27 protein-coding genes are annotated in these 26,480 nt (G+C 70.2%); 14 read left to right on the forward strand and 13 right to left on the reverse strand.

Annotation, left to right across the window (positions count from 1 at the left end; all coding sequences use genetic code 11):
* The first annotated feature begins 78 nt into the window (after nt 1–78).
* Entirely contained in the window at nt 79–807 is a 729-nt protein-coding gene (locus IH26_RS53860; RefSeq protein ID WP_051808421.1) for an MCP four helix bundle domain-containing protein, read from the forward strand.
* A 158-nt stretch (nt 808–965) separates the two neighbouring features.
* Here the strand turns inward: IH26_RS53860 and IH26_RS53865 are convergent, their stop codons facing one another.
* The 4 genes from IH26_RS53865 to IH26_RS0123210 all read right to left on the reverse strand — a co-directional run bounded on the left by IH26_RS53865 (nt 966) and on the right by IH26_RS0123210 (nt 4,456).
* On the reverse strand, nt 966–1,367 hold the full coding sequence (locus IH26_RS53865) for a hypothetical protein (protein WP_157437345.1): 402 nt from the start codon (nt 1,365–1,367) through the stop codon (nt 966–968).
* A 183-nt stretch (nt 1,368–1,550) separates the two neighbouring features.
* The gene (locus tag IH26_RS53870; protein ID WP_051808423.1) at nt 1,551–2,411 is read right to left on the reverse strand and encodes an SDR family NAD(P)-dependent oxidoreductase; all 861 of its coding nucleotides are present in this window, start codon (nt 2,409–2,411) and stop codon (nt 1,551–1,553) included.
* 54 nt (nt 2,412–2,465) lie between these two features.
* Entirely contained in the window at nt 2,466–2,921 is a 456-nt protein-coding gene (locus IH26_RS0123205) for an SRPBCC domain-containing protein (RefSeq protein WP_030438336.1), read from the reverse strand.
* A 53-nt stretch (nt 2,922–2,974) separates the two neighbouring features.
* Entirely contained in the window at nt 2,975–4,456 is a 1,482-nt protein-coding gene (locus IH26_RS0123210; RefSeq protein ID WP_034215856.1) for an MFS transporter, read from the reverse strand.
* Between the two features lie 89 nt (nt 4,457–4,545).
* Here IH26_RS0123210 and IH26_RS0123215 point away from each other — a divergent pair, with 89 nt between their 5' ends.
* On the forward strand, nt 4,546–5,121 hold the full coding sequence (locus IH26_RS0123215; RefSeq protein ID WP_030438338.1) for a TetR/AcrR family transcriptional regulator: 576 nt from the start codon (nt 4,546–4,548) through the stop codon (nt 5,119–5,121).
* Between the two features lie 458 nt (nt 5,122–5,579).
* Here IH26_RS0123215 and IH26_RS0123220 read toward each other — a convergent pair whose 3' ends face one another.
* Together IH26_RS0123220 and IH26_RS0123225 are read right to left on the reverse strand one after the other, a co-directional pair.
* Nucleotides 5,580–6,344 (reverse strand): hypothetical protein, encoded by a 765-nt coding sequence (locus tag IH26_RS0123220; protein WP_063763728.1) that lies wholly within the window; start codon nt 6,342–6,344, stop codon nt 5,580–5,582.
* Nucleotides 6,345–6,362: 18 nt separating this feature from the next.
* Complete coding sequence (locus IH26_RS0123225) at nt 6,363–8,294, reverse strand: thiamine pyrophosphate-binding protein (protein WP_030438340.1); 1,932 nt, start codon at nt 8,292–8,294, stop codon at nt 6,363–6,365.
* Between the two features lie 116 nt (nt 8,295–8,410).
* On the opposite strand from IH26_RS0123225, the gene IH26_RS0123230 reads away from it, so the two are divergent.
* A complete protein-coding gene (locus tag IH26_RS0123230) occupies nt 8,411–8,734 on the forward strand; it encodes a hypothetical protein (RefSeq protein WP_030438341.1) in 324 nt (107 codons plus the stop codon).
* 1 nt (nt 8,735) lies between these two features.
* Complete coding sequence (locus IH26_RS0123235) at nt 8,736–9,968, forward strand: cation:proton antiporter (RefSeq protein WP_051808424.1); 1,233 nt, start codon at nt 8,736–8,738, stop codon at nt 9,966–9,968.
* Nucleotides 9,969–10,090: 122 nt separating this feature from the next.
* On the opposite strand, the gene IH26_RS0123240 is transcribed toward IH26_RS0123235, so the two are convergent.
* Entirely contained in the window at nt 10,091–10,519 is a 429-nt protein-coding gene (locus tag IH26_RS0123240) for a hypothetical protein (RefSeq protein ID WP_030438343.1), read from the reverse strand.
* The gene (locus tag IH26_RS59980; RefSeq protein WP_030438344.1) at nt 10,516–10,926 is read right to left on the reverse strand and encodes a hypothetical protein; all 411 of its coding nucleotides are present in this window, start codon (nt 10,924–10,926) and stop codon (nt 10,516–10,518) included. Before IH26_RS59980 ends, IH26_RS0123240 begins: the two co-directional genes overlap by 4 nt.
* Before the next feature lie 529 nt (nt 10,927–11,455).
* Here IH26_RS59980 and IH26_RS0123250 point away from each other — a divergent pair.
* On the forward strand, nt 11,456–11,899 hold the full coding sequence (locus IH26_RS0123250; RefSeq protein ID WP_030438345.1) for an SRPBCC family protein: 444 nt from the start codon (nt 11,456–11,458) through the stop codon (nt 11,897–11,899).
* A gap of 71 nt (nt 11,900–11,970) precedes the next feature.
* Here the strand turns inward: IH26_RS0123250 and IH26_RS0123255 are convergent, their stop codons facing one another.
* Nucleotides 11,971–12,948, reverse strand: coding sequence for an RNA polymerase subunit sigma-70 (locus IH26_RS0123255; RefSeq protein ID WP_245665427.1), 978 nt, complete (start codon nt 12,946–12,948; stop codon nt 11,971–11,973).
* 102 nt (nt 12,949–13,050) lie between these two features.
* Here IH26_RS0123255 and IH26_RS0123260 point away from each other — a divergent pair, with 102 nt between their 5' ends.
* Both IH26_RS0123260 and IH26_RS59985 read left to right on the forward strand, forming a co-directional pair.
* Nucleotides 13,051–13,398 carry a VOC family protein gene (locus IH26_RS0123260; protein ID WP_157437346.1) on the forward strand — a complete coding sequence of 116 codons (348 nt, stop codon included), beginning with the start codon at nt 13,051–13,053 and terminating at the stop codon, nt 13,396–13,398.
* 82 nt (nt 13,399–13,480) lie between these two features.
* Complete coding sequence (locus IH26_RS59985) at nt 13,481–14,557, forward strand: DUF2461 family protein (RefSeq protein WP_063763729.1); 1,077 nt, start codon at nt 13,481–13,483, stop codon at nt 14,555–14,557.
* Nucleotides 14,558–14,573: 16 nt separating this feature from the next.
* Here IH26_RS59985 and IH26_RS0123270 read toward each other — a convergent pair whose 3' ends face one another.
* Nucleotides 14,574–15,200, reverse strand: coding sequence for a TetR/AcrR family transcriptional regulator (locus IH26_RS0123270; protein WP_030438349.1), 627 nt, complete (start codon nt 15,198–15,200; stop codon nt 14,574–14,576).
* Nucleotides 15,201–15,352: 152 nt separating this feature from the next.
* On the opposite strand from IH26_RS0123270, the gene IH26_RS0123275 reads away from it, so the two are divergent.
* Both IH26_RS0123275 and IH26_RS0123280 read left to right on the forward strand, forming a co-directional pair.
* Nucleotides 15,353–16,042 carry an SDR family NAD(P)-dependent oxidoreductase gene (locus IH26_RS0123275; RefSeq protein ID WP_245665429.1) on the forward strand — a complete coding sequence of 230 codons (690 nt, stop codon included), beginning with the start codon at nt 15,353–15,355 and terminating at the stop codon, nt 16,040–16,042.
* 17 nt (nt 16,043–16,059) lie between these two features.
* Nucleotides 16,060–17,058, forward strand: a complete 999-nt coding sequence (locus tag IH26_RS0123280) for a zinc-binding dehydrogenase (RefSeq protein WP_030438351.1) — start codon at nt 16,060–16,062, stop codon at nt 17,056–17,058.
* Nucleotides 17,059–17,068: 10 nt separating this feature from the next.
* On the opposite strand, the gene IH26_RS0123285 is transcribed toward IH26_RS0123280, so the two are convergent.
* Nucleotides 17,069–17,395 (reverse strand): TfoX/Sxy family protein, encoded by a 327-nt coding sequence (locus IH26_RS0123285; RefSeq protein WP_030438352.1) that lies wholly within the window; start codon nt 17,393–17,395, stop codon nt 17,069–17,071.
* Nucleotides 17,396–17,590: 195 nt separating this feature from the next.
* Here IH26_RS0123285 and IH26_RS0123290 point away from each other — a divergent pair, with 195 nt between their 5' ends.
* The gene (locus tag IH26_RS0123290; protein WP_245665439.1) at nt 17,591–17,944 is read left to right on the forward strand and encodes a YciI family protein; all 354 of its coding nucleotides are present in this window, start codon (nt 17,591–17,593) and stop codon (nt 17,942–17,944) included.
* A gap of 10 nt (nt 17,945–17,954) precedes the next feature.
* Complete coding sequence (locus tag IH26_RS0123295; RefSeq protein WP_030438354.1) at nt 17,955–19,169, forward strand: RNA polymerase sigma factor; 1,215 nt, start codon at nt 17,955–17,957, stop codon at nt 19,167–19,169.
* A gap of 380 nt (nt 19,170–19,549) precedes the next feature.
* Here the strand turns inward: IH26_RS0123295 and IH26_RS63940 are convergent, their stop codons facing one another.
* Entirely contained in the window at nt 19,550–19,672 is a 123-nt protein-coding gene (locus IH26_RS63940; protein WP_281179770.1) for a hypothetical protein, read from the reverse strand.
* A gap of 1,527 nt (nt 19,673–21,199) precedes the next feature.
* On the opposite strand from IH26_RS63940, the gene IH26_RS0123305 reads away from it, so the two are divergent.
* Nucleotides 21,200–22,495 carry a hypothetical protein gene (locus IH26_RS0123305; RefSeq protein ID WP_157437347.1) on the forward strand — a complete coding sequence of 432 codons (1,296 nt, stop codon included), beginning with the start codon at nt 21,200–21,202 and terminating at the stop codon, nt 22,493–22,495.
* A 359-nt stretch (nt 22,496–22,854) separates the two neighbouring features.
* On the opposite strand, the gene IH26_RS0123310 is transcribed toward IH26_RS0123305, so the two are convergent.
* Nucleotides 22,855–23,808 carry a helix-turn-helix domain-containing protein gene (locus IH26_RS0123310; protein ID WP_051808426.1) on the reverse strand — a complete coding sequence of 318 codons (954 nt, stop codon included), beginning with the start codon at nt 23,806–23,808 and terminating at the stop codon, nt 22,855–22,857.
* Nucleotides 23,809–24,001: 193 nt separating this feature from the next.
* Here IH26_RS0123310 and IH26_RS0123315 point away from each other — a divergent pair, with 193 nt between their 5' ends.
* Together IH26_RS0123315 and IH26_RS0123320 are read left to right on the forward strand one after the other, a co-directional pair.
* Nucleotides 24,002–24,910, forward strand: coding sequence for an alpha/beta fold hydrolase (locus IH26_RS0123315; RefSeq protein WP_084599034.1), 909 nt, complete (start codon nt 24,002–24,004; stop codon nt 24,908–24,910).
* The gene (locus tag IH26_RS0123320) at nt 24,907–26,475 is read left to right on the forward strand and encodes an AMP-binding protein (protein WP_030438358.1); all 1,569 of its coding nucleotides are present in this window, start codon (nt 24,907–24,909) and stop codon (nt 26,473–26,475) included. The genes IH26_RS0123315 and IH26_RS0123320 overlap by 4 nt, the downstream gene beginning before the upstream one ends.
* The last annotated feature ends 5 nt before the right edge of the window (nt 26,476–26,480 follow it).

The raw sequence follows: 26,480 nt of genomic DNA on the forward strand, positions 1-26,480 counted from the left end.
GTGCGTGCAGGAGACCGGGCCCTGGTTGCCGTCCGGAGCTGACGCCGGGCCCGAAACTCGCGACGAGGAGACCCCGTCATGGGTACGTTTTCCGGCATTGACGTACGTCCGCGGAAGCGGCTGTCGGTCGCCGAGCTCGGCGTCAAGAAGAAGATCCTCACCGCTGTCCTGGTCGCGGTGCTCGTGACGCTGGCGGTCGGGGTCGCGGGTCTGCGGGCGCTGAGCGGCACCAGCGCGTCGGCGCAGGACCTCTACCGCAGGAATGTGGCGAACGTCGGCGCGGTAGGTGCCATCAAGGCGGCGATGATCCAGGCCCGGGTCGATCTGGCCAATCAGGCCAGTTCCGTCGATCCGGCCGACACCGCCAAGTACACCCGCGGGTTCACCGCCGACGTCCAGGCCGCCGACGCGGCGATGACCGCCTACGGCGGTCAGGACCAGGTCCTTCTGGCCGATCTGCGCACCAACTGGCGGGACTACGTCCGGGTCGCGCGGGACGACCAGTTACCCGCCGGCGCGGCCCGGGACCTGGCCTCGTGGCAGCGGACCCGGGACACCGTGATCAACCCGATCTTCACGAGGATCAACCGGGATCTCGCCGAGCTGCAGGCGGTTGAGGCCGCCGCTGCCGCGACGTCGGCCGCCGCGGCCCGGTCGGACTACCTGTCCCGCCGCACCACCGTGATCGTCATGTTGGTCGTCGGCTGTCTGCTCGCTCTCGGCATCGGAGTCGCGGTGACCCGGCCGATCGTGCGATCGCTGAGCACCGTCGGCGACGTCCGCCACGCCTCGCCCACGACGACCTGACCTCAACCGGCGGCCTCGTCGCCGACCAGCCCGGGAAGGCGGGCCGCCGCCGGGACTCCACCATCGGACCGACAGGAGAACAGCTGAACGGTCGGCTTCTTAAGCGTTCTCACGTTTCGCACGTTCCGTTTGAGCGGTGGGCTCGTTGATCTGGGTGATCAGGTCGGCCGCACCGATCTGGTCCAGTTGGGGCCGAGTTGCCGCCGCACCGCCTCCTTCAAGGTGTCGCGTTCGGCTCTGATCCGTTTGTTGTCGGCGCGGATCAGCTCCAACTCGTTGCGCAGGCTGGCCTGGCTTGCGGTCCCGCCCGTGGCCGTGGCGCGCGTGGGTGCACCGGTCTGCTGTTGGCGGGCGGCATAGATGTGCTCGCGCGCACGCCGATGGCGTAGACCAGCCAGTTCGACACCCCCGCTTGGTTCGCGACGACGGCGAAGGTGAACCGGCTCGCTGTCGCTCAGCATCCGGTCCACGACGTTGATCACCCGAGCGCGTTTGTCGTGACTGTCGCGTTGACGGGCCTGCCGGAGGACATTACCGCGCGAGCGGGGTGGATTGGTCATACCGGGAGGTCCTCTGGGTGTGGGGCCGCTGCAAGACGGCCACTGCCCCGCTCTCCGTCAGCGCTCACCGGCGTCTCTGCACGACCGGACGTCGCGTGATGTGGCGGCCGCCGGGCCGCGAACGCCAAACCGGCCCGGCGGTAGAGAAGCTGTGGGGAATTTGTGGCCAGCGGTGGACTGCGGTCACACCGGCCGGTCGTCCGGCTCGATGCTGGGCGTCCTCGGGTCGGAAGTTGTGGTGATCTGGTCGGCCATCGACTTGTTCATGGCGCCGAACATCCGGATTCTCGTCTTGCGTGGGGTTAACGCGATGGTCACTCGGTTCATTCGGCCGCTGATCCAGGCCGGGTGGTTGGCGGTCAGTGCGGCGAGTCCCTGGGCGGCGCAGGTGTCGGCGGACATCATCAGCCGGCCCATCGGCGTTTTGTCCGCGCCGAATCTGGCGGTCATGGCGGTTGCGGTTGCGCCGGGGACAAGGACCGTGACGTGGACGCCGTGTGCGGCCAGTTCGCGGTGTAGGGCTTCGCCAAGGGTGAGGACGTAGGACTTGGTGGCGGAGTAGTTGGCGATGTATGGCACGCCTTGGATTCCGGCGACGCTGGACACGAGCAGGATCCCGCCGGTGCCGCGCCGGGCCAGTTTCTGTCCGAAGTGGTGGGTCAGGCTCAGGTGGGCTTCGGTGTTGACGCGCAGCTCCGCGAGCAGCGCCTGGTGTGCGGTGGCGAGGAATTCGCCGAGGTTCATGTCTCCGGCGTTGGACACGATCAGGCCGAGGTCGAGGTCATTGGTGGAGTGGATGAGGGTGTTCAGGAAGTCGGGTTCGGCGAGGTCGACTTGGACCGTCCGGTATTGGATGTGGTGCTGGCGGGCGAGGCCGCGGCCGACCTCGTCCAGGATGGGTAGTCGTCGGGCGGCGAGGACGAGGTTGATGCCGTTGGCGGCCAGTTGGGTAGCGAACGCGCGGCCGATGCCGGAGGACGCCCCGGTGACCAGCGCCCAGGGGCCGAAGCGGTGCTTGTCGATGGGGGTGGCTCGGGTAGTCATGAGGCTCCTTCAGGAATGGTGGCGGTGGTCGCGTTGGGGCGGGTGTGCGATCGGTCAGGCATGGAGTGCGTCGCCGGTTTCGAGGAGGGTTTTCAGGCCGCTCAGGACGCGCATCCAGCCGGTTCCGGCGACGCGTTCGGCGGTTTTGGGTGATTGTTCGAGGTGGTCGTGCACGACGGTGAGCAGGCAGACGCCGTCGTGGTCGGGTTGGATCTGCCAGGTCACCCTGCTTTCAGGTTCGGTGGCGAGGTCGGGGTGGTAGAGGCCGCGGTAGCTGACGACGAGGCGGTGTGGCGCGTTGGCGTCCAGGACGGTGTCGTCGCCCCAGAGGGTGGTTCGGTCCGGGGAGTGGTAGCGAAATGGTGCGCCGGTCTCGGCGGTGGTGTCGACGAGGGCACCGAACAGGTAGTGGGCGCTGTGTTCGGGTTGGGTGAGTGCGTCCCAGATCTGTTGCGCGCCGGCGCGGATGTAGAGGTGGTAGGTCTGCGTCGTTGGCGCGGTGGTGGTCACTGGTGCTCCTTGACGGTCGGGGTGTGTGGGCGGCTGGTCGAGGGGTCAGGGTGTTACTCGGCCGGCACGGTGGCGGGAGTGCCGGAGACCGGGGCTGGTTCGGGCTGTGGCGATCGGCCACGGGTGTTGGTCGCGCGAAGGGCGATCGCGGTGGCGACGAGCAGAGCGATGCTGCCCGCGAGCAGGGCACGTGCGAAGCCGGCGGTGAGCGCGGTTGGTGGGGCGATGTGGTCGGCGAGCAGGTGGTTGGTGCGTGCGGTGGCGATCGCGGAGAACACGGCGAGCCCGAGCGCGGAGCCGAGTTGCAGCGAGGTGTTGAGCAGACCGGCGGCCAGTCCGGCCTGGTCGGCGGGCACCCCGGCGTTGGCGGCGGTGGTGACGGTGACGAACACGGCGCCGAGCCCGATCGACATGACCGCCAGGCCGGGTAGCAGGTCGGTGAGGTAGGAGCCGTGGGCCGGGAGGCGGGACAGGGCGAACATCCCGGCGGCGGCGATCAGGGTGCCGGCCACGATGATGGGCCGGGTACCGATCCGCGGGATCAGCTGTGACGATATTCCGGCGGCCAGGATGATGCCGGCGGTGACGGGCAGGTACGCCGAGCCGCTGCGGATCGGGCTGTAGCCGAGCACGTTCTGCATGTACAGGGTCAGGAAGAAGAACACCGACAGGAAGCCGGCGAAGGCGATCAACTGGGTGGCGTCGGCCGCGGCCAGCCCTTTGGTGCGGAAGATCGCGAACGGGAACAGCGGGTTGCGGGTGCGTCGCTCGACGACGACGAACCCGACCAGCAGCGCGGCGGTGGTGCCGAGTTCACCGATCGTGTGCCGGTTACCCCAGCCCGCGTCCGGCGCCTTGACCAGGGCGTAGACCAGCAGCAGCATCGCCGCGGTGATCAGGACAGCGCCGGGCAGGTCGAAGGTGGCCAACCGGGCGCGGCGCCGCTCGCCGGGGACCAGCCGCAACGCGGCGGCGACGATGAGTACGCAGACCGGAATGTTGACGAACAGCACCCACCGCCAGCCGGGCCCTTCGGAGAGCACCCCGCCGAGGAACACCCCGGCGGCGGCGCCGACCCCGCTGATCGCCCCCCACACGCCCAGCGCCCGGGTCCGGTCCCGGCCCTCCGTGAAGGTGGTGGTCAGGATCGACAGCCCGGCCGGTGCCATCAGCGCCGCGCCGATACCCTGCGCAACCCGGGCACCGACCAGCATGCCGCCGTTGGTAGCGAGCCCGCCCGCGAGAGAGCACACGGCGAACACCGCGGTGCCGGCCACGAGCAGGCGGCGGCGCCCGATCAGGTCCGCGGCGCGCCCGCCGAGCAGTAGGAAGCCGCCGTAGGTGACCAGGTAGCCGCTGAGCACCCATTGCAGGCGCTGCTGAGAGAAGCCCAGATCGGCGCGGATCGACGGCAGGGCGACGTTCATGATCGATGAGTCGATGATGTCGATGAACTGGACCGTGCACAGCAGCACCAGCGTGAACACGCCGCGGCGGGTCGACAGGACAGAGCGTTGCGCGGTGACCGTGGTCATGGGCGGAACCTCCACCGGTTCTGAGTTAGTTGACTAACTAACTCGGACGCTAGCAGGCAGAGTGGGCCGCTGGCTATGCTCTGAGTGAGATGACTGACTCAACCGTTCATGATCGCCGCGGCAAGCGGGAGCGGCTCGTCGCCGCCGCGGGCGACCTGCTGCATCGTCAAGGCGTCGCCGCTACGAGCTTGGCCCAGGTGGCGGAGGTGGCCGATGTGCCGCCCGGCAACGTGTATTACTACTTCAGGACCAAGGACGACCTGGTCCGGGCGGTCATCGACTCGCGGGCCGAGCAGGTCCGCGCACTGCTCGACTCGTTGCAGACCCGACGTAGCCCGGCCGCGCGCCTCAAGGCGCTTACCCACCAGTGGGTCGAGATGCGCGAGCTGGTCGCCCGCCACGGCTGCCCGTTCGGCACCCTTGCGGCCGAGCTCGACCGGCGCGACGACGGCCTAGACCAGGAGGCGGCCAAGCCGATCGGGCTGATCCTGGACTGGGCCGAAGACCAGTTCCGCCAACTGGGCCGACCCGACGCGCGGGAACTAGCGGTCAGCCTGTTCTCCGGCATACAGGGCGGCGCGCTGCTGGCCAACGCCTTCCGGGATCCTGACCTGATGACCGGCCAGGTCCGCCACCTAGAGCGCTGGATCGACTCCCTGCAGTAACGACCGGGGATCGATTGAGGTGTGTTGATACGTACACCTACCCCGACGTGCAGTTGAGCTGCCGGCTACCGCGGCCTCGCCAAAGACCACCCCGGACAAGTCATCGCCCCACCCCTGAAACCCAAGAAAGACACCCCACCCGAACAGGACGCCACGTACGAGACAGCCCGCAAAGCCCAATCCTCGCAACGCATCCCCGCCGAACACGCCATCGCCAAAATCAAATGGTGGCGCACCCTACAACGCTTCACCGGCCGCCGCGACGCCCTACCCGACACCATCCGCGCCGTCACCAGCCCCGCCAGCGACCGCGCCGCCACCCGACAAACCCACCACAACACCCAACTCAATTGATCCCCAGGTCGTTGGCGAATTGGAGCTAGCGGACACGCCGTTTTACGGAGAGGTCGGCGAGGGCGCCGAGCCACCGGCCCAGGAAGGCGGGCGGATTTCCCCAGTCAGTGGTCGCTACGATCTGGATCGCCGGCGCCCACGACACGTTCTACGCCTCCAACGCCGGCAGCGGCTCGGTCACCGCGGTCACCGACACCCACGGCCGGGTCGCCACCGCAGGCAACACCGCGACGGCGGCCGGCTCGGTCGACGCGCAAACCTCGTCCGCCGGTGACCGGCTCTACGTCCGCGGCGGCGCGACCGGCAAGCTCGCGTATCGGGCGAGCGGCGCCGAACGGCTGGTTCCAGAACTCGCCCTCGCGCGGTTCCGGCGGGCCCACATAGGCGTACGGTTCCGGGAGGAATTCGTCGCCGGGTGAGATGCCGAAGTTCGTCTGGTCGACCCGGATGGCCACGTCGAAGTGTTCCGGCCACAAAACGGGCTGCTCGGCCGGGGCGAGCTTGCGCAGCGCGGCATCTCCGGCGGCCCAGCATCTGGCCAGCCACGCGGTGACGATCGGATCCACCCGCAGTGTCTCGTCGAGCCTCACGTCGGTGCCGTCCCGGTAGACGTCGCCCAGCGCGCTGGCTTGCAGGCCGGCGCCGTCGGCGAGGGCGGCGCAGGTCTGCCCGTCGAGCGGCCAGCGCCGGCCGTCGACGGCGAGATCGGTTCCGTCGACGCGCACCCGCGGGCCCGTGACCGTGGCGAAACCGCCGGGCGTCACCGCGAGCCGGATGTCACCGTGCTGACGGTATTGCGGACCGGCGAGCACGAGTTCGGCGATCGCGTGCAGGCTTCGACGGGTTGCCAGGTAGGCAGCGGTGTCCATGTCATCCTCCATAATGGATCAGATCAGTTCCGGATCCTGCCGCACGCACAGCAGGGTTGGTCCGTCCGCCGCGAACAGGCGTGCCATGGCGGATTCGAGTTCGTCCGCGCGGGTGACGCTGATGCCGGCGGCGCCGCACAACCGCGCGTACTGTGCCCAGTCCGGGTTGACCAGCGAGGTGTGCCAGACCGGGAAGTCCTCGGCCCGCTGCTCCTTGGCGATCTTGCCGAGCGAGCCGTTGTCGAGCAGCACATGCTTGATCGGGATCCGGTACTTGACCGCCGTGGTGAGCTCGGTGGCGTACTGGCCGAACCCGCCGTCGCCGGTGACCGCCACGATCGGGCGGTTCGGCGCGGCGGCCCAGGCGCCCAGCGCCGCCGGGTAGCCGAAGCCGATCGACCCCAGGTAGCCGGACATCAGCACCGGCTGGCCGGCCGATTCCAGATAGCGGCCCAGCGAGTAGGCGTGGTTGCCGACATCGACGGCGACCACGGCGTCCGGCGGCAGGTGCCGGGACAGGGCGTCGAACACCGCCGCCGCGGAAACACCCCGGCCGCGGTCGTCGGCGGCGCGGCGGGCCTTTTCCGCCCGCCAGATCGCCCACCGTGCGGCGACATCGGGGCGCTGGTCGACGGCCTTGGTGTCGCCCAGATCCGCCAGCAGCGCGGTCAGGGTCAACCGGGCGTCACCGAGCACCGGACAGGTGACCGGGTGGAAGCGGCCGATGGCCGCGTGGTCGTCGTCGATCTGCACGATCGGCTTGTACGCGGCCACGCCGGTGTGGTTGGCGAACGACGCACCGACGACGATCAGCAGGTCGGCCTCGTTCATCAGCCAGCTGGCCACCGGGGTGCCGCTGCGGCCCAGCACGCCGGCGCCCAGCGGGTGGGTGTCCGGGATCAGGCCCTTGGCCTTGAACGTGGTCAGCACCGGCGCGTTCAGCCGCTCGGCGAGCGCGCGGACCTGCTCGGCCGCCGGGCGGGCCCCGTGCCCGACGATGATCACCGGGCGGGCGGCGGCGCGGATCAGCTCGGCGGCCGCCTCCAGGGCCTGCTCGCCCGGGCGGAACGAGCGGTCGGACAGCCGCCCGTCCGGGCGGGCCGCCGCGGCCTGGCTGGGTTGGGTCTGTACCTCGTCCGGCAGCACCAGGTGCGCGACGCCGCGGGCGTCGGTCGCGTGTTTGACCGCCAGCGCCGCCAGTTCGGCGTGGTCGGCTCCGGTGTGCACGGTGGTCGTCCACGCGGCGACGTCGCGGAAGACCGCGGACAGGTCGAGGTCCTGGAACGCGCCGCGGCCCAGCACCGACGAGGGGACCTGGCCGGAGATGGCCACCACCGGCGACTGGTCCAGCTTCGCGTCGTACAGGCCGGTGAGCAGGTTCGTCGACCCCGGCCCGGCGATCGCAAAACAGGCCGCGGGGTGTCCGGTCAATTTGCCGTACGCGCTGGCGGCGAACGCGGCGGCGCCCTCGTGCCGAATACCGATGTAGGTGAGCTCGCCGCGCTGTTCGGCGCGGCGCATCGCGTCGGCGAAGCCGAGGTTGGAGTGGCCCACCATCCCGAACACATGGGTGACCCCGTGCGCGACGAGCGTCTCCACCAGCACGTCGGCGACGCTCCGGGCCGGCTCGGGCGGATCCGGCAACTGTACGTAGACCCCGTCCGGGCGTTCCTGGACCGGGTACCCGGCCACGCTGTCCCCGAATCCCTCCGGCGGGGCACCGGTGATCGGGTCGTAGTCGTAGCCGTGCCAGGGGCAGCGCAGCCACCCGTTCTCGATGGAACCCTCACCCAGCGGGCCGCCCTGATGCGGGCAACGGTTGTCCAGCGCGCCCAGGCGCAGCCCACAGCGCGCCAGCGCGATGGTCCGCCCGTCCACCACCACGCTGCGGACCCGTCCGTCGTCCGGCACATCGGTCGGATCGATCCGGTGCCAGTCGTCCGTGCTCATGTGCGGCCTCCCATCGGCGTCGGCTTGTGCCGTCTACCGACTCAGTCCAGGGAAAGGGCCGAACGTTACACGCGGCCGGACTGTAACGGTGGCCCCGCCCGCGCAGACAGTGCCGCATGGCTAAGCGACGTTTCGAGATTCTGCTGCCGGCCGAGTTCAACGACGGACGGCTGGTCGCCGACGCGTGTCCGCGATGCGTCCCCGACTCCCTGGCCGAGGTGGTCGACACCTTCGGCGCGTTCACCTTCCGCCCGGACGCCGCCCTCGGCAGCTGGGCCGCCGACGGCCAACGCTACGACGACCGGCTGTACGCCGTGATCGTCGATGTCGACGACACCGCCGACCACCGGGCGTGGATCTGCCACCTCAAGGCGCACCTGCTGCAGCGCTTCGACCAACTGGAGATCTACGTGACCAGCTACCCCGTCGAGGTGCACTGAGATGCCTGACGTGTCGTTCACCAACCTACTGATCATCACGGTGGTCGCGGTGGCCGCGCCGCTGGCGGTCGGATTCGCACCCCGGCTGCGGGCGCCCGCCGTGGTGCTGGAGATCGGCGCCGGGATCGTGCTCGGGCCCTCCGTGCTCGGCTGGCTCCGGGTTGACCTGCCCGTACAAATCCTGGCCCTGTTCGGTCTGGCGTTCCTGCTGTTCCTCGCCGGCCTGGAGATAGACGTCCGCGGCCTGCGCGGGCGGGTGCTCCTGCTGGCCGGGCTCGGCTACCTGATGACCGTGCTGTTGGGTGTCGCCGCCGGGTTGGGGTTCCACGCGGTCGGCTGGGTCGGCCAGCCCCTGCTGCTCGCGATCGCCTTGTCGGCCACCTCGCTGGGCCTGGTGGTGCCGGTACTCAAGGACGCCGGCCTGGTCGACAGCCAGGTCGGGCAGACCGTGGTGGCGGCGGCCAGCGTGGCCGATTTCGCGGCGATCATCCTGCTGTCGTTGTTCTTCTCCACCGCCGGCGCCAGCACCGGCGCCAAACTCGTCCTTCTGGTCGCGTTCGCGGCGGTGGTGGCCGCCACCGGCCTTACCGTGCGCCTGGCCGGCCGGTCCCGCCGGCTGGGTGACGTGCTGGTCCGGTTGCAGGACACCACGGCGGAAATCCGCATACGGTTCGCCGTCGTGTTGCTGGTCGGGTTCACCGCCCTGGCCCTGCGCTTCGGGCTGGAGAGCATCCTCGGCGCGTTCCTGGCCGGTGCGATGGTCGGCCTCCTCGACCGGGACACCCGTTCGCACCCCCACTTCCGGACCAAGCTCGAGGCGATCGGGTACGGGTTCCTGGTGCCCGTGTTCTTCATCAGCAGCGGCGTCCGCCTGGACCTCAGCGGCCTGCTCGCCCACCCCGCGGCGTTGGCCCGGGTGCCGATGTTCCTGCTCGCCCTGCTCGTGGTCCGCGGCCTGCCCGCGCTGCTGGCCCTGCGCCGTGACGGCCGGCGCGCGACCGCCGCGATCGGGCTGTTGCAAGCCACGTCGCTGCCGTTCCTGGTGACCGCGACACAGATTGGCATGACGCTCGGCAAGATCAGTACGGTGACCGGCGCTGCCCTGGTCGTTGCCGGCCTGCTGTCGGTGCTGATCTTCCCGCTGGCAGCCCTCGGCCTGCTCCGGGGCCAACCCGCGCCCGAGCGTATCGGTGACTCCCCGACGCCCGTAGTCCGCCTCGTGGAGCAGACATGAGCGTGCGACGGTGCGGGACGGCCGCCTCGACGACGCCGGCCTGACGGCGCCTGAGGCGCGTGATCCGCGCGCTCGCCCAACAGCGACCTCACCGGAGCGCAGCCCGTCGTGCCTTGGGGCAATCATCTAGCGGCCTCTGTATCTGGCAGGACGACGACGGCGAGCGTGCCGGCGGCGTCGTCGGGCATGCGGATCTCCAGGCGCAGGCCCGTGCTGTCGACGATCAGGGTGTAGCGGCCGAACGAGCAGCACCGGTACTCCGCGGCGGCGAGCCGGCCCAGGGTGCCAGCGAGGTCGACGTCGAACTCGAACCGCAGCGTCACCCCGGCGGCGGTGTCGGGCAGCGGGTCGCGGCGTTCGACGCGGCCGAGGGCTTCCTGCCACGCGCCGATCCGTTGGTGCACGTCGCCGCCGTCGGCGACGAGGTCACATGCCAACTCGGCCTCATCCGGGAAGTGATAGGCGGCACCCGCCGCGGCCAGCGCTGTGGCGCATCCGCAGCCATCGCCGGATGGCCCGTCGTACGGCGCCGCGGTCAGGGCGGCGGTCACGGACTGCAGCCGGGCCGCGTCCTCGGACAGCCGGGCGCTGCCGCCGATCTCGGTCGCCCAGGCTGCGGTGCCGGGTCCGGCCCGACAGCCTGCCGGTTGTGCTCGGCGATGTCGGCCTCCACCTGCTCCAGGCGGGCGGTGACCGCGTCGGCCAGATGTTGCCGCGTGGTGGTGTAGTCGCTGTTACGCCAGCCGGTCGCCAGGGCGCCGAGCATGTCGGCGTCGAAGCCGAGGTCGTCGGCGCCGGCCAGCGTCCGGGCGATGCTCGCCTCGCCGGGCGGATAGCCGAGATGGTCGCCATCGCGGGCCGTGGGCAACAGCCCGGCGTCGGCGAACCCCTGCAGCCGTGCTACGGGAATCCCGCAGCGGGCGGACAACTCGGCGAGGTCCAGCAGAGCGGTGGTCACGGCGTCGCCCCGTGGAGACGGCGCTCGCGCGCTGGGCCAGGGCGCCGAGTACGTCGGCGGGGGCGGTCGGGACCTCGATGTCGAGGACCACCGCCTCGCCCTCTGTGGCCGGTTGCTCGGTGGTGGTGAAGGTGAAGTACGAGCAGCACCCGGTCTCGCGCGTGGCCAGCTCCTGCATCCGGGCCGCCAGCCCGGCCGGGCCGGCCAGATGCAACCGGGCCCGGGTGGCGTCGACCGCGTCGACCCGGCGTACCGCAGTGGCGAACAGGTCATCGAACTCGGCCAGCCGCAACGGCCGTTCGGCGGTGGGCAGCGTGCATGAGTCGGGAACGTCGCACGACATCACAGGCTCCTTCGAGCAGCTGATTCCGGCGCCGGTGCGGCGCTGTCTACTCGGCGGTAAACCTGTACCTAGGTACCGGATGCAAGGGCGAATCTCCTCATCGCGGAATCCGGCAACTCTGCGCGATCGCCACATGTAGTTCACGTCCTGGTGCCGGGGCTCGGCGCTTGGGGTGCAGGATGAGGTGTGGCTGTCGACGTCCTGACCGAAATCGTGATCGACCGTCCGTGTACGGAGGTGGCGGCGTACGCGGGTGACCCGTCGAACGCGCCGCGGTGGTACGTGAACATCGAGTCGGTGGTGTGGCGGACTCCCGAGCCGGTGGCGGTCGGCTCGCGGATGGATTTCGTGGCGCGGTTCCTCGGCCGGCGGTTGGCGTATACGTACGAGGTGGTGGAGTTGGTGTCGGGTGAGCGGTTGGTGATGCGGACCGCTCAGGGGCCGTTCCCGATGGAGACCACCTACACCTGGCAGCCGGTCGACGCGGACCGCACCCGGATGACCCTGCGCAATCGGGGCGAGCCAGCCGGGTTCGCGAAGGTCACCGCGCCGGTGATGGCGGCCGCGATGCGCCGCGCCAACCAGAAGGACCTGGTGAACCTGAAACGGATCCTGGAGCGGTCCCACTGACGCGGTCGTCGCAGGCCTTGTGTACGCGCGAGCGTCCGCAGGGCATCTCCGCGTCCCGCAGGCGGGCCGGCTCAGCGCGCGGTGGGTAGGTCGAAGGCGGCGAACAGTGTCGCGTCGGGGAAGCCGGTGATGGTGGTGACCTGGCCACCTTCGACAGTGAGGACCATGATGCCGTAGCCGCGGCAGTCGCCGGTGTCGTCGGGCAGGTAGGCGGCCAGGGCGGGGTGGCCGTTGGCGCGGGTCTCGACGAGTTGGATGAGGTCGAGTCGGCCGTCGGCGGGCACGGTGGCGAAGAACTCGGCCACCGCGTCCCGGCCGGTGATGAGGATCTCCTGGGGTGGCATGTGCAGGGTGGCGTCGTCGCGTAACAGCGCTGCGAGGGTGGGGATGTCCCGCGCGTGCCAGGCTCGCAGGAACGCGTCGACGACCTGGCGTTCCCGGGCGCTGTGCGGCCGTGTCGCCGGTGACGCGGCTGCGGTGCGGGGTTGGGCGAGGGTGGCGCGGGCGCGTTGTAGGGCGCTGTTGACCGCGGGGACGGTGGTGTCGAGCAGGTCGGCGACCTGCTGGGCGGGCCAGCCGAGGACCTCGCGCAGGATGAGCACGGCCCGTTGGGTGCCGGGCAGCAGTTGCAGGGCGGCGATGAAGGCGAGGGCGACGCTTTCGCGGCGGTCGACGATAGCTGCCGGGTCGGCGTCGGGATCGGTGAGCTGGTCGAGCAGGGCGTCCGGGTAGGGCTGCAGCCAGGCCACGTCGAGGGTCGTGGTGATCGGTTCCCGGCCGCGCCGGTTGATCGTCTTGAGGCAGGTGGTGGTCGCGATCCGGTACAGCCAGTGCCGCAGCGGCGCCCGGCCCTCGTACCCGCCGAGGCCCTGCCAGGCGCGTAGCAGCGTCTCCTGCAGCGCCTCCTCGGCGTCGTGGTAGGAGCCGAGCATGCGGTAGCTGTGCAGGTGCAGCGCCCGCAGGTGCGGAGCCATCAGGGCCTCGAACGCGGCGTTGTCGCCGGTCCGGGCCGCGTCCAGCAGTGCGCTGGAGTTCGTCTGCACGCTCACCCGGACACGGTAGCGCCGGGGTGCGATAAGACCGATGAGTTGGCCGCCCATTGGGGATCAATCGGTGGTGAAAGCAGGTCCGGAATTGGGAGAGGGATGTCGATGAGCGCACCGTTCGTGTGGTTCGACCTGACCGCCGCTGATGGTCGTGGTGTGGGCGAGTTCTACCAGGAGCTGTTCGGCTGGACGGTCGGCCCCGGCGCCGGCGACTATGCCGGCTGGTTCACCGACGATGGCCAGCCGTGGGCGGGTGTCGTCCCGGCCGGGGCGGTGCCGTCCGGCCGGTGGGTCCCGTATGTCGTGGTCGATGACCTCGACGCCGCGACGAAGCAGGCGGTCGCCCTGGGCGGCCGGGTCGTGCGGGCCGCCACCGCCGGCCCGGCGGGCACTTCGGTTTTGGTCGCCGACCCAGGCGACGCGCTGGTTGCGTTGTTCGTGCCGGCGAGCTGACCGTCGATTCGCGGGGCCGCGGGGCGAGTCCGCGCGGCCCGGCGACAACCACTGTCCGGGCACGAGCTATCGAGGAGCCACGTTGGCGATCACCGGGGAAGATTTGTTCTGGGAACTCGTCGAGCCGATGTACGCGGATCCCGCGGTACAACGTTCGACGATGATGGGCCTGCCGTGCGTGCGCCTGCACGGCCGGTTTTTCGCCTCGCTGGACCGCCGCAGCGGGGCGCTCCTGGTCAAGCTGCCCGCCGACCGGGTCCGGCAGATCATTTCCGCGGGTGACGGAGAGGAGTTCGCACCGGCCGGCCGGGTGTTCCGTGAATGGGTGGCGCTGCCGCGACCGGACCGGGGGCAGTGGCGCCGATTGCTCGCCGAGGCCCGCGACCACGCCGCGGACGCCGACGGCGCCGACATCGCGGACCATACGCGTGCCCAGGGGTTTCAGGGCTTCGGCGGTGGTGGGCTGGCCTTTCTGGCCGAGTTGGAACGCGACAACACCAAACGCTGTTTCGGCGCCCATCGTGTCGTCTACCGGCGGGAGCTTCTCGAGCCGGCGAAGGCGTTCGTCGCCGCCCTGGGCCCACAGTTGCAGCAGCGGGTCTCTGCCGGGCTGCGCGCCGAGCCGCGGGTCGGCGGCAGCCTGTTCCGGATCGCCAACGATCTGCGCTTCGCCCGCGAGCAGCCGCCGTACAAGCCGCACCTGGACTTCGCGTTCTGGCAAGGCCCCAATGGGCCCCGCCGCGATCCTGCGCTGATCCTGCGCATCACCGGTGCAGAGGTCCTGGTCGGCTGCGGCGTCATGCCTCGTACCGGCGCGGCGCTGGCGGTGTACCGGACGGCCCTGCGCGACCCCACGGCGGTCGCCGACCTTGATCGGCACGTGAGCGCCCTGGTGGCCGAGGGGGCCGAGCTGAGCGAGCCGACCCGGCGTCGCCCGCCGGCCGGGTTCGACCCGACCGGGGCGGCAGCCCGGTTCGCCGTACGCGACGGCTGGCACGTCACTCGCCGCTACCCGCACCCGGCCGAGATCACCACGGCGGCGCTCGCCGGCTGGTGCGCGGACCGGCTGGCCCCCTTCGGGCCGGTCCTCCTCTGGCTGACCAGGGCACCCGAGACGTCGCCCGCCGGGAGCCACGCCGCAGCCGGGACGGAGCGTTGATCCGCTCGCCGGCGATTCAACCGGCGGCGCGCGATGGCGTGGAGGTGAGCGTGTCCCACGCGGCCATCGCGCAGGTGATCACCGTCTCCAGGTCGGTGCGGGTGGCGCCGTCGCGAGCCTGGATGGACAGGCCCTGCACCACGGTGGCGTAGTAGCGGGCGAGGGCGTCCAGACCGTCAGGCGTCGCGGTCAGGTCGCCGTCAGCGACGCCGCGGACGAGCCGGTCCCTGATCGCGGCGTACTGGCCGCGCCGGCCATCGGCCAGAAACTCGCGCACCGCGTGGTTCTCCACCGCGCCGGTCGGGGCGGCCAGCACGAGCATGCAGTAGTGCGGCGTGTCCGGGCCGGTGATCCGGTCGGCGGTCGCGCGCAGCATGGCCTGCACCGCGGCGCGGGTGGACGGCTCTTCGCGCAGCGCCCGCCGGGGCGGCTCGCCCTCGGTCGCGCCGTAGAGCGCCATCACCTTGCGGAACAGGTCCTCCTTGCTGCCGAAGCAGGCGTAGATGCTGGCCGACGCGATGCCCATGGCCTGAGCCAGGTCGGCCAGCGAGGTCCCCTCGTAGCCCCGCTCCCAGAACAGGTCCAGCGCCTGGCGCAGGGCGGCATCCGGGTCGAAGGTACGCGGCCGGCCGCGACTAGCCATCGGATGCCTCCCCGGCACTTGTTTGTCGTTCGATCAACTTTATCTTGACCCGCCTCCGGCGCCGTGCGAGTGTTTGTTGGTCGATCGCCAAACAATAGCCGCTGCCGCGTGGAGGAACACCGCACATCACAATCGCCGACAAGACGATCCTGGTGACCGGCGCCAACCGCGGCCTCGGCCGGGCGTTGGTCGCCGAGGCCCTCGCCCGCAACGCCCGGCGGGTGTACGCCGGCACCCGCCGGCCACTGGCCCACCCCGACCCGCGGGTCACCTCCCTGGTCCTGGACGTCACCGACCCGGAACAGGTTCAGGCCGCCGCACGCGAGGCCGGGGACCTGGACCTGCTGATCAACAACGCCGGCATCCTGATCAGGGACGACCTGAGCGACCCGGCCGCGATCGACCGCCACCTCGCCGTCAACCTCTACGCCACCTACGCGATGACCCAGGCGTTCCTGCCGGCGCTGTCCCGCTCCCGTGGGGCCGTCGTCAACATCCTGTCGAGAAACGCGCTCGCCCCGATCCCGGTCATGCCGGCGTACTCGATCTCAAAGGCGGCCGCGTTCTCCCTGACCCAGGCGCTACGTGCCCTGCTCGCCGAGCAGGGGGTGCGGGTGCACGCGGTCCTGCCCGGCCCGATCGACACCGACATGCTCGACGGCGTCGACATCCCCAAGGCGTCCCCGCAGCAGGTCGCCCGCGCCGTCCTCGACGCCATAGACAACGGGGAGGACGACATCTTCCCCGATCCCGCGTCCGCGTTCATCGCCGACAGTTGGCACGACGGACTGACCAAGACACTGGAACTGCAGATGGCCCGGGCGGCATCCGCTGCGCGGTAGAAAGGAACCCGACCACAATGAGCACCCCCGCCACCATGCGCGCCCTGCAGCAGACCTCGCTGAACGGCCCGCAGGACCTGTGCCCGATCACCGACGCGCCGGTACCTCGCCCGGGGCCCGGCGAGGTCCTGATCCGGGTCACCGCGGCCGGCGTCAACTACGTCGACATCTCCCAGACCCGCGGCACCTTCGCCGGCGGCCCGCAACCGCCGTACCTGGCCGGCATCGAGGCAGCCGGTGAGATCACCGCCGTGGGCGAAGGGGTGACCGGCCTCGCGCCCGGCGCCCACGTCATCGGCGTCAGCATCACCGGCGGCGCCTTCGCCGAGCACATGCTCCTGCCCGCCGTCGCCGCGGTCCCGGCCCCGGCCGGTTGGACCGACCAGCAGGCGCTCGGCTTGGTCGTGAACTGGCCGACCGCGCTCGCCGCGCTCAAGCCGCTCGGCGGCATCACCGCCGGGCAGACCGTGCTGATCCACGCCGCGGCCGGCGGAACCGGCCAGGCCGCAGTGAAGATCGCCAAACACTACGGCGCCACGGTGATCGCCGCCGCGTCGCCGGGCAAGCACAAGGCGGTACGCGCGCTGGGCGCCGACCACATCATCGACTCCCACGCGGCCGACCTCGCCGCCGAAGTGCTGCGGCTCACTGAAGGCGCCGGCGCCGACCTGGTGCTGGAGTCCGTCGGCGGCGCCACCCTCGGCGCCAGCCTGGCCGCCGCCAAAAGGGTCACCGGCCGAGTCGTCGTCTACGGCCTGGCCGCCGGCCAAGCGCCGATCACCAATTGGGATCTGGTCTACCGGCATCAGGTCCACCTCATCGGGCTGAACATCGGCATCCTCGCCCAGGCGGCACCGCAAACCTTCGGCGAGCTCATGGGCGAGCTGTTCGGACTCCTCGCGGCCGGCGTGCTCACCCCCGGCAACCCGACCACCTATGAGCTGGCCGACGGGCCGAAGGCCCTCGCCCAGTTGGAAGCCCGCGCGACGGTCGGCAAGCTGGCCCTGCTGCCCTGAAACCAGTAGGTCACTTCGGGACGAGCGTGGCGACGAACGCTTCGGCCTCGGCCAGCCACCGGTCGAGGTGCTCGTCGTCGAGGTGCTCCCCGGCGACGAGCACCCAGCCGCGCATCGGCCGGCCGGTGATGTCGAACGGCCGCACACCCGGCCGGTCCAACGCCGCCGGGGTCGCTTCCGGGGCGATGCGCACGATCAGATCATCCCCGTGGACGCCGACGGTCATGTTGCCGTAGGTCAGAAACGCCAGGCCGCCGAACATCTTCTTCTCGGTCACCCCGGCCCGGCCGCGCAACCGCTCCCGCAGCCGCTCGGCCAGCACGTCGTCGTACGCCACGATCGTCTCCCTCCAGCCCCCCGATCGTCGGCCACCCAGGACAGGCTGCCACGATGCCGCGGCGGGGTGCCCGCGGCTGGGCCGCGATGGCGGCAGAATTCTTGCGCGGGGATGTCGGGATCCGGGCCGTCCGCTCCGACAGTGAGCCGGCGCCCCGAACCGGGCGCCGGACGGAGGGAGACCGCAGTGAAGTACATGATCATGATGTTCGGTGGGCTCGGCGCGTCACTGGCCGACCGGAGCCCGGAGTGGATCACCGAGATGCAGACCACGATGATGCGGATGGACCGCGAACTGCGCGAGTCCGGCGAGGTCGTGGACAGCCGCCACCTGACCGACCCGACCCAGGCCACCACCGTACGGTTCACCGACGGCACCCCGACCCCGACGGACGGCCCATTCGCCGAGATCAAGGAGTCCCTCGCCGGATACTGGATCATCGAAGCCGGCCACGACCGGGCCGTCGAGATCGCCTCGCAGGTCGTCGCGGTCACCCAGTACCCGATGGAGGTACGGCGCGTCATGGACGAGCCGCCCCAGCAGATGTGAGCTACCGATCATGGCCGATCCGTTCGAGGACCTGCTGCGCGACCTGACGCCGCAGGTCCTCGGCGCGCTCGTCCGCCGGCACGGCCAGTTCGACGCCTGCGAGGATGCCGTCCAAGAGGCCATGCTCGCCGCCACCCGGCAATGGCCCGGCGACGGCATCCCGGACCACCCCCGCGGCTGGCTCACCACCGTCGCCACCCGCACCCTGATCGACCGCTGGCGCACCGACAGCGCCCGGCGCCGCCGCGAAGCCGCCGCCGCGCTCGACCCGACCAACCAGCCACCGCCGGCCGGCGACGACACCCTCGCCCTGCTGTTGCTGTGCTGCCATCCCGCCCTGTCTCCACCGTCCCAGCTCGCCCTGACCCTGCGCGCGGTCGGCGGGCTAAGCACCGCGCAGATCGCCGCGGCGTTCCTGGTACCGCAAACCACCATGGAACGGCGGATCAGCCGCGCCAAGCAACGCATCCGCGACGCCGGTGCCCGGTTCGAGCTACCCGCGCCCGCCGACCGCGCCGGCCGGCTCACCGTCGTCCTGCACGTGCTGTACCTGATCTTCACCGAGGGCCACACCGCCACCTCCGGGCCCGAACTGACCCGGGTCGACCTGACCGCCGAAGCCATCCGGCTCGCCCGCCTGCTGCACCGGCTGCAACCCGGCCAGGCCGAGGTCGCCGGCCTGCTCGCGCTGATGCTGCTCACCGATGCCCGCCGCGCCGCACGAACCGACGTCGACGGCTCGCTGGTGCCCCTCGCCGAGCAACGCCGGGACCGGTGGGACACATCGGCGATCGCCGAGGGACAAGCCCTGCTCACCCGCACGCTGGGCACCGGCCCGGTCGGCCCGTACCAGATCCAGGCCGCCATCGCCGCCCTACACGACGAGGCTCCGACCGCCGCCGACACCGACTGGCCGCAAATCCTCGCCCTCTACGACGTCCTCACCCAGGTCAACCCCGGACCAGTCGTCACCCTCAGCCGCGCCGTCGCTCTCGCCATGGTCCACGGACCCACCGCCGGCCTCGCGGTGCTCGGCACCCTCGACGCCGACGACCGGCTCGCCCACCACCACCGCCTCGAAGCCGTCCGTGCCCACCTGCTCGAACAAGCCGGCGACCACGACGCCGCCCGCGCCTGCTACCTACGCGCCGCCCGGATGACCGCGAGCTTGCCCGAACAGCACTACCTCACCCGACGCGCCGCCGAACTCCGCGACCGCGGTTGAGGCGCTGAGATGGCCTACCCTCGCCCGACAGCCTAGATACCTGTGAACCACTGCCGTCATGCCCTCCGGACGCGACGAATCCGGCGCGGGCATAGGAGGTGGCGGTGCGTTTGAGATCGGCGCTGGGCAGGGTCGGGAGCGCGGCCTTCGCGGTGTGTGGTGCCTGGGCCTGGTTGGTGAAGCGGGACAGCAGCGCCCGGACCCGGATCTGGCGCAATGCGGACAGTAGGCCCGCGCGGCGGGCGGCCCAGAGGGCGCAGCCGGCGCAGATGAAGACGCCGGGGGGACGCCAAGCTCGGCGACCTGGTTGGCCGGTCACTGCCTGCCGCAGCAGCCGCACCGGCGTAGCTCAGTCTCGGGGACGGTTGCGGCGGGACGTGTCATAACCACCTCTCGGTGAGGGCGACGACCAGGGCGCTCACCTCGGGCACGCCGGCAAGCCCGGCCGGCGTGGAGTAGACCCGGCAGGCCAGTGCGCCGGCGGGCGTCGCCGTGTCAAACAAGTCGACACCATCGACGGCGAAGGTAGGCAATGAAGGTAGGCAATCCGGCGAAGCCGAGCGCGGCCGCGTCGGCATCGGTCGCCCCCGCGACGAAGCGAATCGGAACGTCGGCGTACCCGATCTCGTCCAGCGGCTGCCGTAGCCGTTCCCCAGGCGTCCGCCAGTTCGGGCAGCCAGCGAAGTACCACCCCGTCACCGGCACAAAGCCATCCTGCTCCGCGCTAACGCCTACCGGCAGCACCCGTGATCCGCAGGACGTCGGACAGCTCAGACCCGAGCGCCCACTCGACCGATGCAACAAGCGGGCATAACGGATATAACGAGCTTGCCGAGGTGGCGACCCAGGAGTGGGAAAGGCTCGGCTGTTCGCCGACAGAATTACGACCCCATCGGGCGGGTGTCCCGACCAGAGATCAGGACACGCCGCAAGCTAGGTCAGCCGGAAGATCGCCTCGACAAGCAGTCGCCGACCGATCACGCTGCGATCTGCAGATCAACGGTGTGCCCCCGGCACGATCGAACCTGCGCCATCAGTCTGCCTCACTGAAGATGCCGGTTGGGCCGCCGAGGTCCTGCCGTGCCCGGGTGTTCATCCTGGTCTGGTAGGACCCCTGTGAGCTGGTAGTGAACGGCATGCATCGCCGACTCGCGTGTTGCGGTGGTGCTCTACGGGACCCGATCTGCCCCCTGTGTCGATGCTCGTTTCCCATCAAGTTCCCCAACAACTGCGACGCGGGGGCTGGGCAAAATTTCGGTTGATCGAGCTATTTAGCTGCATAAACGTAGAGCAGGGGACGAGAGTCGAACTCGGGTAATCAGTGGGAAGACTGACGAAGCCGAAACCCGCGACATAGGCTCAGTCGGCGTCGGGCCGGCGGGTGCGAGGTCGTGACCTGGGGCTCAGCGGTGGGACAGCGCTAGATGGCACCCTGCTGACGCGGCGTCAAACGGACTCTGACCGCCCTGGCGTTGATGCCTGTCGCCGATGAGATCCCCAACAATCTCGGAAGTCCATCGACAGACATCGAACCGAATCTCGGTTGATCAAGCTGTCTAGCTGCATAAATGTGGAGCGGGTGACGGGAATCGAACCCGCATGTTCAGCTTGGGAAAACCGCCTAGATCATGCGGCTTGGTCGGTGCTCGTCCCGGAAAAACGGCTCTGACGTGCGGCTACGTTGCAGCGTCATCCGGGCTGGTCCGGGTTCAGACGGGTAGGTTCGGCGTCGTTCCCCAACAAGATCCCCAACAAATCCTGGCGGGGAACGGCGCCGGTTCGGGGCCTCCACATCGGAGGTTGACGTTGTACTTCACCACCACACACCCCTTTCCACGTCCGAAGTCCGGCCTCGCGGTCGGCCACTCTGGTAACACCGGACGGCCGCATCTCCGCGCTGCGAGCATCGCACCCGAGCGTTACCAGACCGCTGCCAAGCCTACGGCGGGATCAACAGCAGCACAGCGCCGGCGGCCTCCGGCCGTCCGCCAGGTCGAGCCTGTGGCCGGTGCCCGATGAACATGTCCGCGATGTTCACAGCGATGCTCGGGCGGGTGCCGGCCGGCGTCTGGATGCTGCTCGCGGTGGCCAATCTGGTCGCTACCGTGCTGATGTGGTCGGCGGCGCGGCGGCGGATGCGCCGGGCTGGTGAACGCGTTGCCGACCCGCAGTTGGTTGCCGGTGGTACAGCTCGGACTCGGGACACCGCGTTGACGGTGGCCTCCATGATTCCCGCGGCGTTGTTCTGGGCGATGGTGCTGGCCGGCTCGCTGCACGGTCTGGTCGCCTTTGGCCGCAGCGTGCTGGGCTGGCACGCCGGCTGGGAGTACCTGGTCCCCGGGACGCTTGACGGGGTCAGCGTGACGTTCGCGTTCCTGGCGTTCCGCGCGGTCCGTATGAAGAAGGCCCCGGACCGCTGCTACCGGGTCGTGTGGGGCGCCGCGATCGCCTCGGCGACGGTGAATTTCGCGTACGAGTACACCCACAGCGGCCACAACGTCATTGCGGGCGGCTACCTGGCGCTGTTGAGCTTGTTCGGCATGGTGATGCTGCACGAGTTCTTGGACCAGTTCGAACAGGGCGCCGCGTACGTCAAGCGCGGCAACCCGAAGTTCGGGGCGCGCTGGATCACCTGGCCAACCAACACGTTCTGCGCCGCGGTTGCCTGGCGGAACTACCCGCCTGCCGAGGGCACCTCGGCGACGATCCTGAATGCGATCGCTAACCTCGATCGAGTCCGGGCCGTTAAGCGGGCCGCCCGCGATGCGAAGATCGTCGCCCGCCATCAGCAGGCTTTGGCAGCGGCGCGGCGGCGGGAGGAGTTGCAGGCGGCGATGGCCGGGGCGGGGCTGCCTGGTGGCGGCGATGCCGGTGGCGAGGACGTAGCCGGCGCGGTCGGTGTCCCGGGATCGCTGCCGAGCGCCCCGGCCGTGCCGGTCGAGGTGCCGCGGGAGGTTCCGACGCCCGCCGCTGCGATCCCGCCCGCCACGCCCGCGCTGCCGGCGCCAAGCAGCCAGGACATCGATGATGCACGGGTCACCGGGATGAGGGTGCCGGCGACGGCGGTAACGGTCACGCAATGGGCGAGCCTGTGGGTCAGGATGTGTGCTGACGCAGAGTCCGTCCTGGGCCCGCTCAACGACGATGATGCCCGTGCTCGGTACGGCCTGACCGCGAAGCAGTTGCGCAACGTCCGCCACGCCGCAACCTCTGGCGCGCTGCGGCAGAAGGCGATCACGCTGGGGGTGGAGCTGCCGCCGGGGTATGTCGACAACCCGGCGGGCGACCGCGTCGATGGCCATGACATGGCCGGTGCAGCGGCATAGCGGTGCAACGTTCGGCGGGGCAGGAAGCTTGGCTTCCTGCCCCGCTTCATGGCCGTGCGGTGGTGTCGACGCTGGCGCTGGCCCCGGAGATGATGAGCAGAGTGGCTTCGAGTTCTTCTCGGCCGATGCGGAGCCCGGAGTGCAGGCGGCAGCGGCGGCCAGGTTGAAGCCACGATGATCGCCAAGGTGAACGTCGCTGGCGTCGGCGGCGAGCAGTCTGTGCAGCCGCGTAACGAAGCCGCGGGCTGCGGCCCGCGCGTCAGTGATGTCCGTCCATGCCTCGGTCGGTCTTGGTGTCGCCGCTCCGGGAAGCGTGGTTCAGCCCCCGTCGACAATCGTCGTCGACGCCTGCGGGACGCTCAGTCGGGTGGTTGCTTGGACGTGGACCGGGACATGAGTGTGGACGGCGAGACTCCGAATTCCTGCTTGAAGCAACGGCTGAAGTGGGCGGTGTCGCTGAATCCCCAGTTGAAGGCGACGTCGGTGACTGTGGTGCGGCCGGCTGCGCTGGACAGTTCCCGCCGGCACCGCTCCAATCGCTGTTGACGCGTCCAGCGACCTACCGATATGCCCGATTCGGCGAAGACGAGGTGCACCGTTCGCACCGAGATCCCATGGGCGGCGGCGATCGAGGTCGCTGACATGCTGCGGTCGCCGAGCCGATCCAGGATGTATCGCCGCATTTGCGCCAGCAGGGCCGCCCGCTGGCCGGGGCCGGCCTCATGGGCGGGCGCGGCCGCCGCCCCGAGAAGGTCGATGACGTTGTCGACCGCCCGGGCGACGCGGTCATCGGGGAGACCCGCCATCTCCCGGGCGATGCCGCGGATCTGGTCGGCGGCGATGGCGAGCAGGCCGGTTCCCGGCCCGGCGGCGACGGGCCGGCCTCGGTCGATCATCGCGTCCAGGGACTGCGGGACGCGCGTGCGGGAAACGAGAAAGGTCAGTTCGCGGTGCGGCCCGACCGTGTCGAACGTGCCCTCGCGATCGCTGCTCCAGATGAACAGGTCTCCCGGCTCGATGGTGAACCGTTCGCCCGCGTAGCCACACAGCACGCGCCCGCTGAGGTGTAGCTGGATACCGACTACGTCAGGAGCACCATTAGCAGGGACGTGGTGCCCGCTGAACGAGTCGCATCGAGCGTCCGCGAGCTGAGTGCCGTAGATCTGGCGGTATCGGATTCGGGCGGCGTAAGGCGCTTCGATGGGCGTGGACAAATCCCACTGTATGTGCTGATCGCGCATCATCTCGGCCCACGCCGCGAAGCGGAGGTGCTCGGGCACCGCGTCGGTGGACCAGGTTTGGACGTCGGTCACACCGCCACCTCCCTGGACTGCCGTGGCGAGCGCAATGATCCCGCTCGGATGCCGTCGCGCTGCTTCTCTCCAGATGATCACTCTGCTTGCGCAAACAGGCAAGCGGCCTGCGCGCGCGGTCATGCGGGCGGCATCACTACCGGCCTAATTTCGGGTCCTGGATCGTAACGGGACGATGAAGGGCGGCGGTCTGATGACTGCACAGATCGGCCCCACCGACGGGCTCCGCGCTCCCGGCACAACGACCATCACGGTCCTTCGCGGCCGGGTCCGCTATCGGGACGAGGGTCACGGCACCCCAGTGGTTCTGGTGCACGGCATCGGCCGCAGCCTGGAGGACTGGATCGAGCTGCACAACCTGCTCAGGGGCCGCGGATTCCGGGTCGTCAGCGTCGATCTGGCCGGCTACGGGGAGTCCGAGCCACTCCAGGTACTCCACGACCTCCCTGCCCTGGCCCATTTCCTTGCCGACTTCGCCGAGGCCGTGGGCATTCGCGAGCCGGCCCACCTGGTTGGCAACTCGCTCGGCGGTGCGGTCGCGATGCAACTGTCGGCGCAGGCACCGGAGCGAGTACGCAGCCTGGTACTGGCCAACAGCGCCGGTTTCGGCCGCGCCGTCGCCCTGCCGATACGCCTCATGTCCGTCCGGCCGCTTGGGCGGCTCCTGCTGAGCAGGCCGAGTCTCGCCTCGGCGCGACGGGTGGAGCTCAGTTTCTTTCACGATCCGGCACTGGCTACTGATGACCGCGTTCACCTGGGCTACCGCCTGGCGTTGCGCCCGCACGGCACCCGGGTCTTCCTGGAAACCGCGGGGTCCCTGGGCACGATCCTGGGCGCCCGCGCGGCGTGGCGGCGGGCGTTGCTGGCGGCAGTGGTCGCGCGGCGGGTGCCGACCTTGGTCGTGTGGGGCGACGACGACAAGATCGTTCCGTTCGCCCAGTTGGGCGCGGCGGGTCGGTATCTGCCGTACGCTCGCACGCATCTGTTTCCCGACACCGGGCACATGCCGCAGATCGAGCGGGCCGAAGAGTTCGCCGATCTCGTGACCGGCTTCTGGGCCGGGGCGGGCACCGCGGCGCCGGCCGCAGAGGACCGCACATGATCTACCGCAGTCCCGTGCCCCTGCCGGAGATCCCGAGCGCGCTGCTGTCCGACCACGTCCTGCGCGACGCCGAGCGTCGAGGCGGCAAGCCGGCCCTGGTCGACGCGTCCACCGGCGAATCCCTGACCTTCGCCGACCTGCTCCGCCAGTCGAATACGGGGGCTGCCGGTCTGGCCGCGGACGGACTTCGTCCGGGGGAAGTCGTGGGGCTGCTGAGCCACAACCAACCGTGCTACGCGGTGGCGGTGCACGCGGTCCTGCGAGCCGGCGGCGTGCTCTCGCCGCTGAACCCGGCGATGACTCCGGCCGAGATCGGCAAGCAACTGCGCCACTGCGGCGCCCGTGCGCTCGTGGTCGCGCAACCTTTGGTCGCGGTCGCGCTGGAGGCCGTCGCCGGCACGTCGGTTCAGCGGCTCTACGTGCTGGGAGACGATCCGCGCGTCCGGCCGTTCGACGAGCTCACGAACGGCACGGGTGCGCCGCCGAGGCTCGACCTCGATTCGTCAAAGGCGCTGGCCCTGCTCCCCTACTCCAGCGGGACGTCGGGGCAGTCCAAGGGCGTCATGCTGACGCACCGCAACATCGTGGCCCAGCTCGAACAGCAGCGGATCGGCTCGCCGGTCACCGAGAACGATGTCGTCTGTGGTTTCCTGCCGTTCTTCCACATCTACGGCTTCACGATCATCCTCAATGCCGCGCTGACGGCAGGCGCGACGCTCGTGACCATGCCCCGCTTCGATCTGCGCGGCTACCTGCGGGTCGTACAAGACCACCGGGTCACCCGGGGCCACCTGGTCCCACCGGTCGTGCTCGCCTTGGCCACGGCGCCCGAGGTCGCCGAGTACGACCTCTCCTCCCTGCGCGTGGCCCTCAGCGGCGCCGCACCGCTGGACGAAGAACTGGCCGTCCGCGCTCAGGCGCGCACCGGGTGTGTCATCCGGCAGGGCTACGGCCTGACGGAGACCAGCCCCGGCACTCACTTCGTCTACGACCTCGATTTCTCCGCCACTCCGGCGGGCTCGGTCGGCAAGCCCGTCCCCGGCACCGAGGCCCGGCTGGTCGATCCGATCACCGGCGAGGACGTCGGCGCCGGGCATCCTGGCGAACTTCTCGTCCGCGGCCCGCAGGTCATGGTGGGTTACCTCGACGACCCCACGGCGACAGCCGAGACCATCGACGATGGCTGGCTGCGCACCGGGGACATCGCGCAGACGGACGAGGACGGCAATTTCTACATCGTCGACCGGCTCAAGGAACTCATCAAGTACAAGGGCTACCAGGTCGCCCCGGCCGAGCTCGAGGCCCTCCTGCTCTCCCACCCGGAAGTGCTGGACGCCGCCGTCATCGGCGTGCCCGACCTCGCCGTGGGAGAAATCCCGAAAGGCTTCATCGTCACCCGAGCTGAGCCGGACGCCGACAAGCTGATGGCTTGGGTCGCGGAACGAGTCGCACCGTACAAAAGGCTTCGGGCGCTCGAGTTCGTGGCCGAGATCCCCAAGTCACCGAGCGGCAAGACTCTCCGCCGCGTCCTGAAGGCGTACGACCACGACGCTTCGTCCGCCTGAGCGGG

Origin of the sequence: Actinoplanes subtropicus (genome assembly GCF_000721705.1) — a bacterium.
GTDB classification, from domain to species: Bacteria; Actinomycetota; Actinomycetes; order Mycobacteriales; family Micromonosporaceae; genus Actinoplanes; species Actinoplanes subtropicus.

Bases quoted from the DNA above. Each gene is read 5' to 3' on its own strand.
- IH26_RS0123220 (WP_063763728.1), bottom strand. From the start codon at position 6,344: ATGGACACCGCTGCCTACCTGGCAACCCGTCGAAGCCTGCACGCGATC.
- IH26_RS0123260 (WP_157437346.1), top strand. From the start codon at position 13,051: ATGAGCGCACCGTTCGTGTGGTTCGACCTGACCGCCGCTGATGGTCGT.
- IH26_RS0123225 (WP_030438340.1), bottom strand. From the start codon at position 8,294: ATGAGCACGGACGACTGGCACCGGATCGATCCGACCGATGTGCCGGAC.
- IH26_RS0123280 (WP_030438351.1), top strand. From the start codon at position 16,060: ATGAGCACCCCCGCCACCATGCGCGCCCTGCAGCAGACCTCGCTGAAC.
- IH26_RS0123230 (WP_030438341.1), top strand. From the start codon at position 8,411: ATGGCTAAGCGACGTTTCGAGATTCTGCTGCCGGCCGAGTTCAACGAC.
- IH26_RS0123315 (WP_084599034.1), top strand. From the start codon at position 24,002: ATGACTGCACAGATCGGCCCCACCGACGGGCTCCGCGCTCCCGGCACA.
- IH26_RS0123305 (WP_157437347.1), top strand. From the start codon at position 21,200: ATGTTCACAGCGATGCTCGGGCGGGTGCCGGCCGGCGTCTGGATGCTG.
- IH26_RS0123235 (WP_051808424.1), top strand. From the start codon at position 8,736: ATGCCTGACGTGTCGTTCACCAACCTACTGATCATCACGGTGGTCGCG.
- IH26_RS53870 (WP_051808423.1), bottom strand. From the start codon at position 2,411: ATGACTACCCGAGCCACCCCCATCGACAAGCACCGCTTCGGCCCCTGG.
- IH26_RS0123320 (WP_030438358.1), top strand. From the start codon at position 24,907: ATGATCTACCGCAGTCCCGTGCCCCTGCCGGAGATCCCGAGCGCGCTG.
- IH26_RS53860 (WP_051808421.1), top strand. From the start codon at position 79: ATGGGTACGTTTTCCGGCATTGACGTACGTCCGCGGAAGCGGCTGTCG.
- IH26_RS0123290 (WP_245665439.1), top strand. From the start codon at position 17,591: ATGATCATGATGTTCGGTGGGCTCGGCGCGTCACTGGCCGACCGGAGC.
- IH26_RS0123295 (WP_030438354.1), top strand. From the start codon at position 17,955: ATGGCCGATCCGTTCGAGGACCTGCTGCGCGACCTGACGCCGCAGGTC.
- IH26_RS0123270 (WP_030438349.1), bottom strand. From the start codon at position 15,200: ATGGCTAGTCGCGGCCGGCCGCGTACCTTCGACCCGGATGCCGCCCTG.
- IH26_RS0123215 (WP_030438338.1), top strand. From the start codon at position 4,546: ATGACTGACTCAACCGTTCATGATCGCCGCGGCAAGCGGGAGCGGCTC.
- IH26_RS53865 (WP_157437345.1), bottom strand. From the start codon at position 1,367: ATGACCAATCCACCCCGCTCGCGCGGTAATGTCCTCCGGCAGGCCCGT.
- IH26_RS0123210 (WP_034215856.1), bottom strand. From the start codon at position 4,456: ATGACCACGGTCACCGCGCAACGCTCTGTCCTGTCGACCCGCCGCGGC.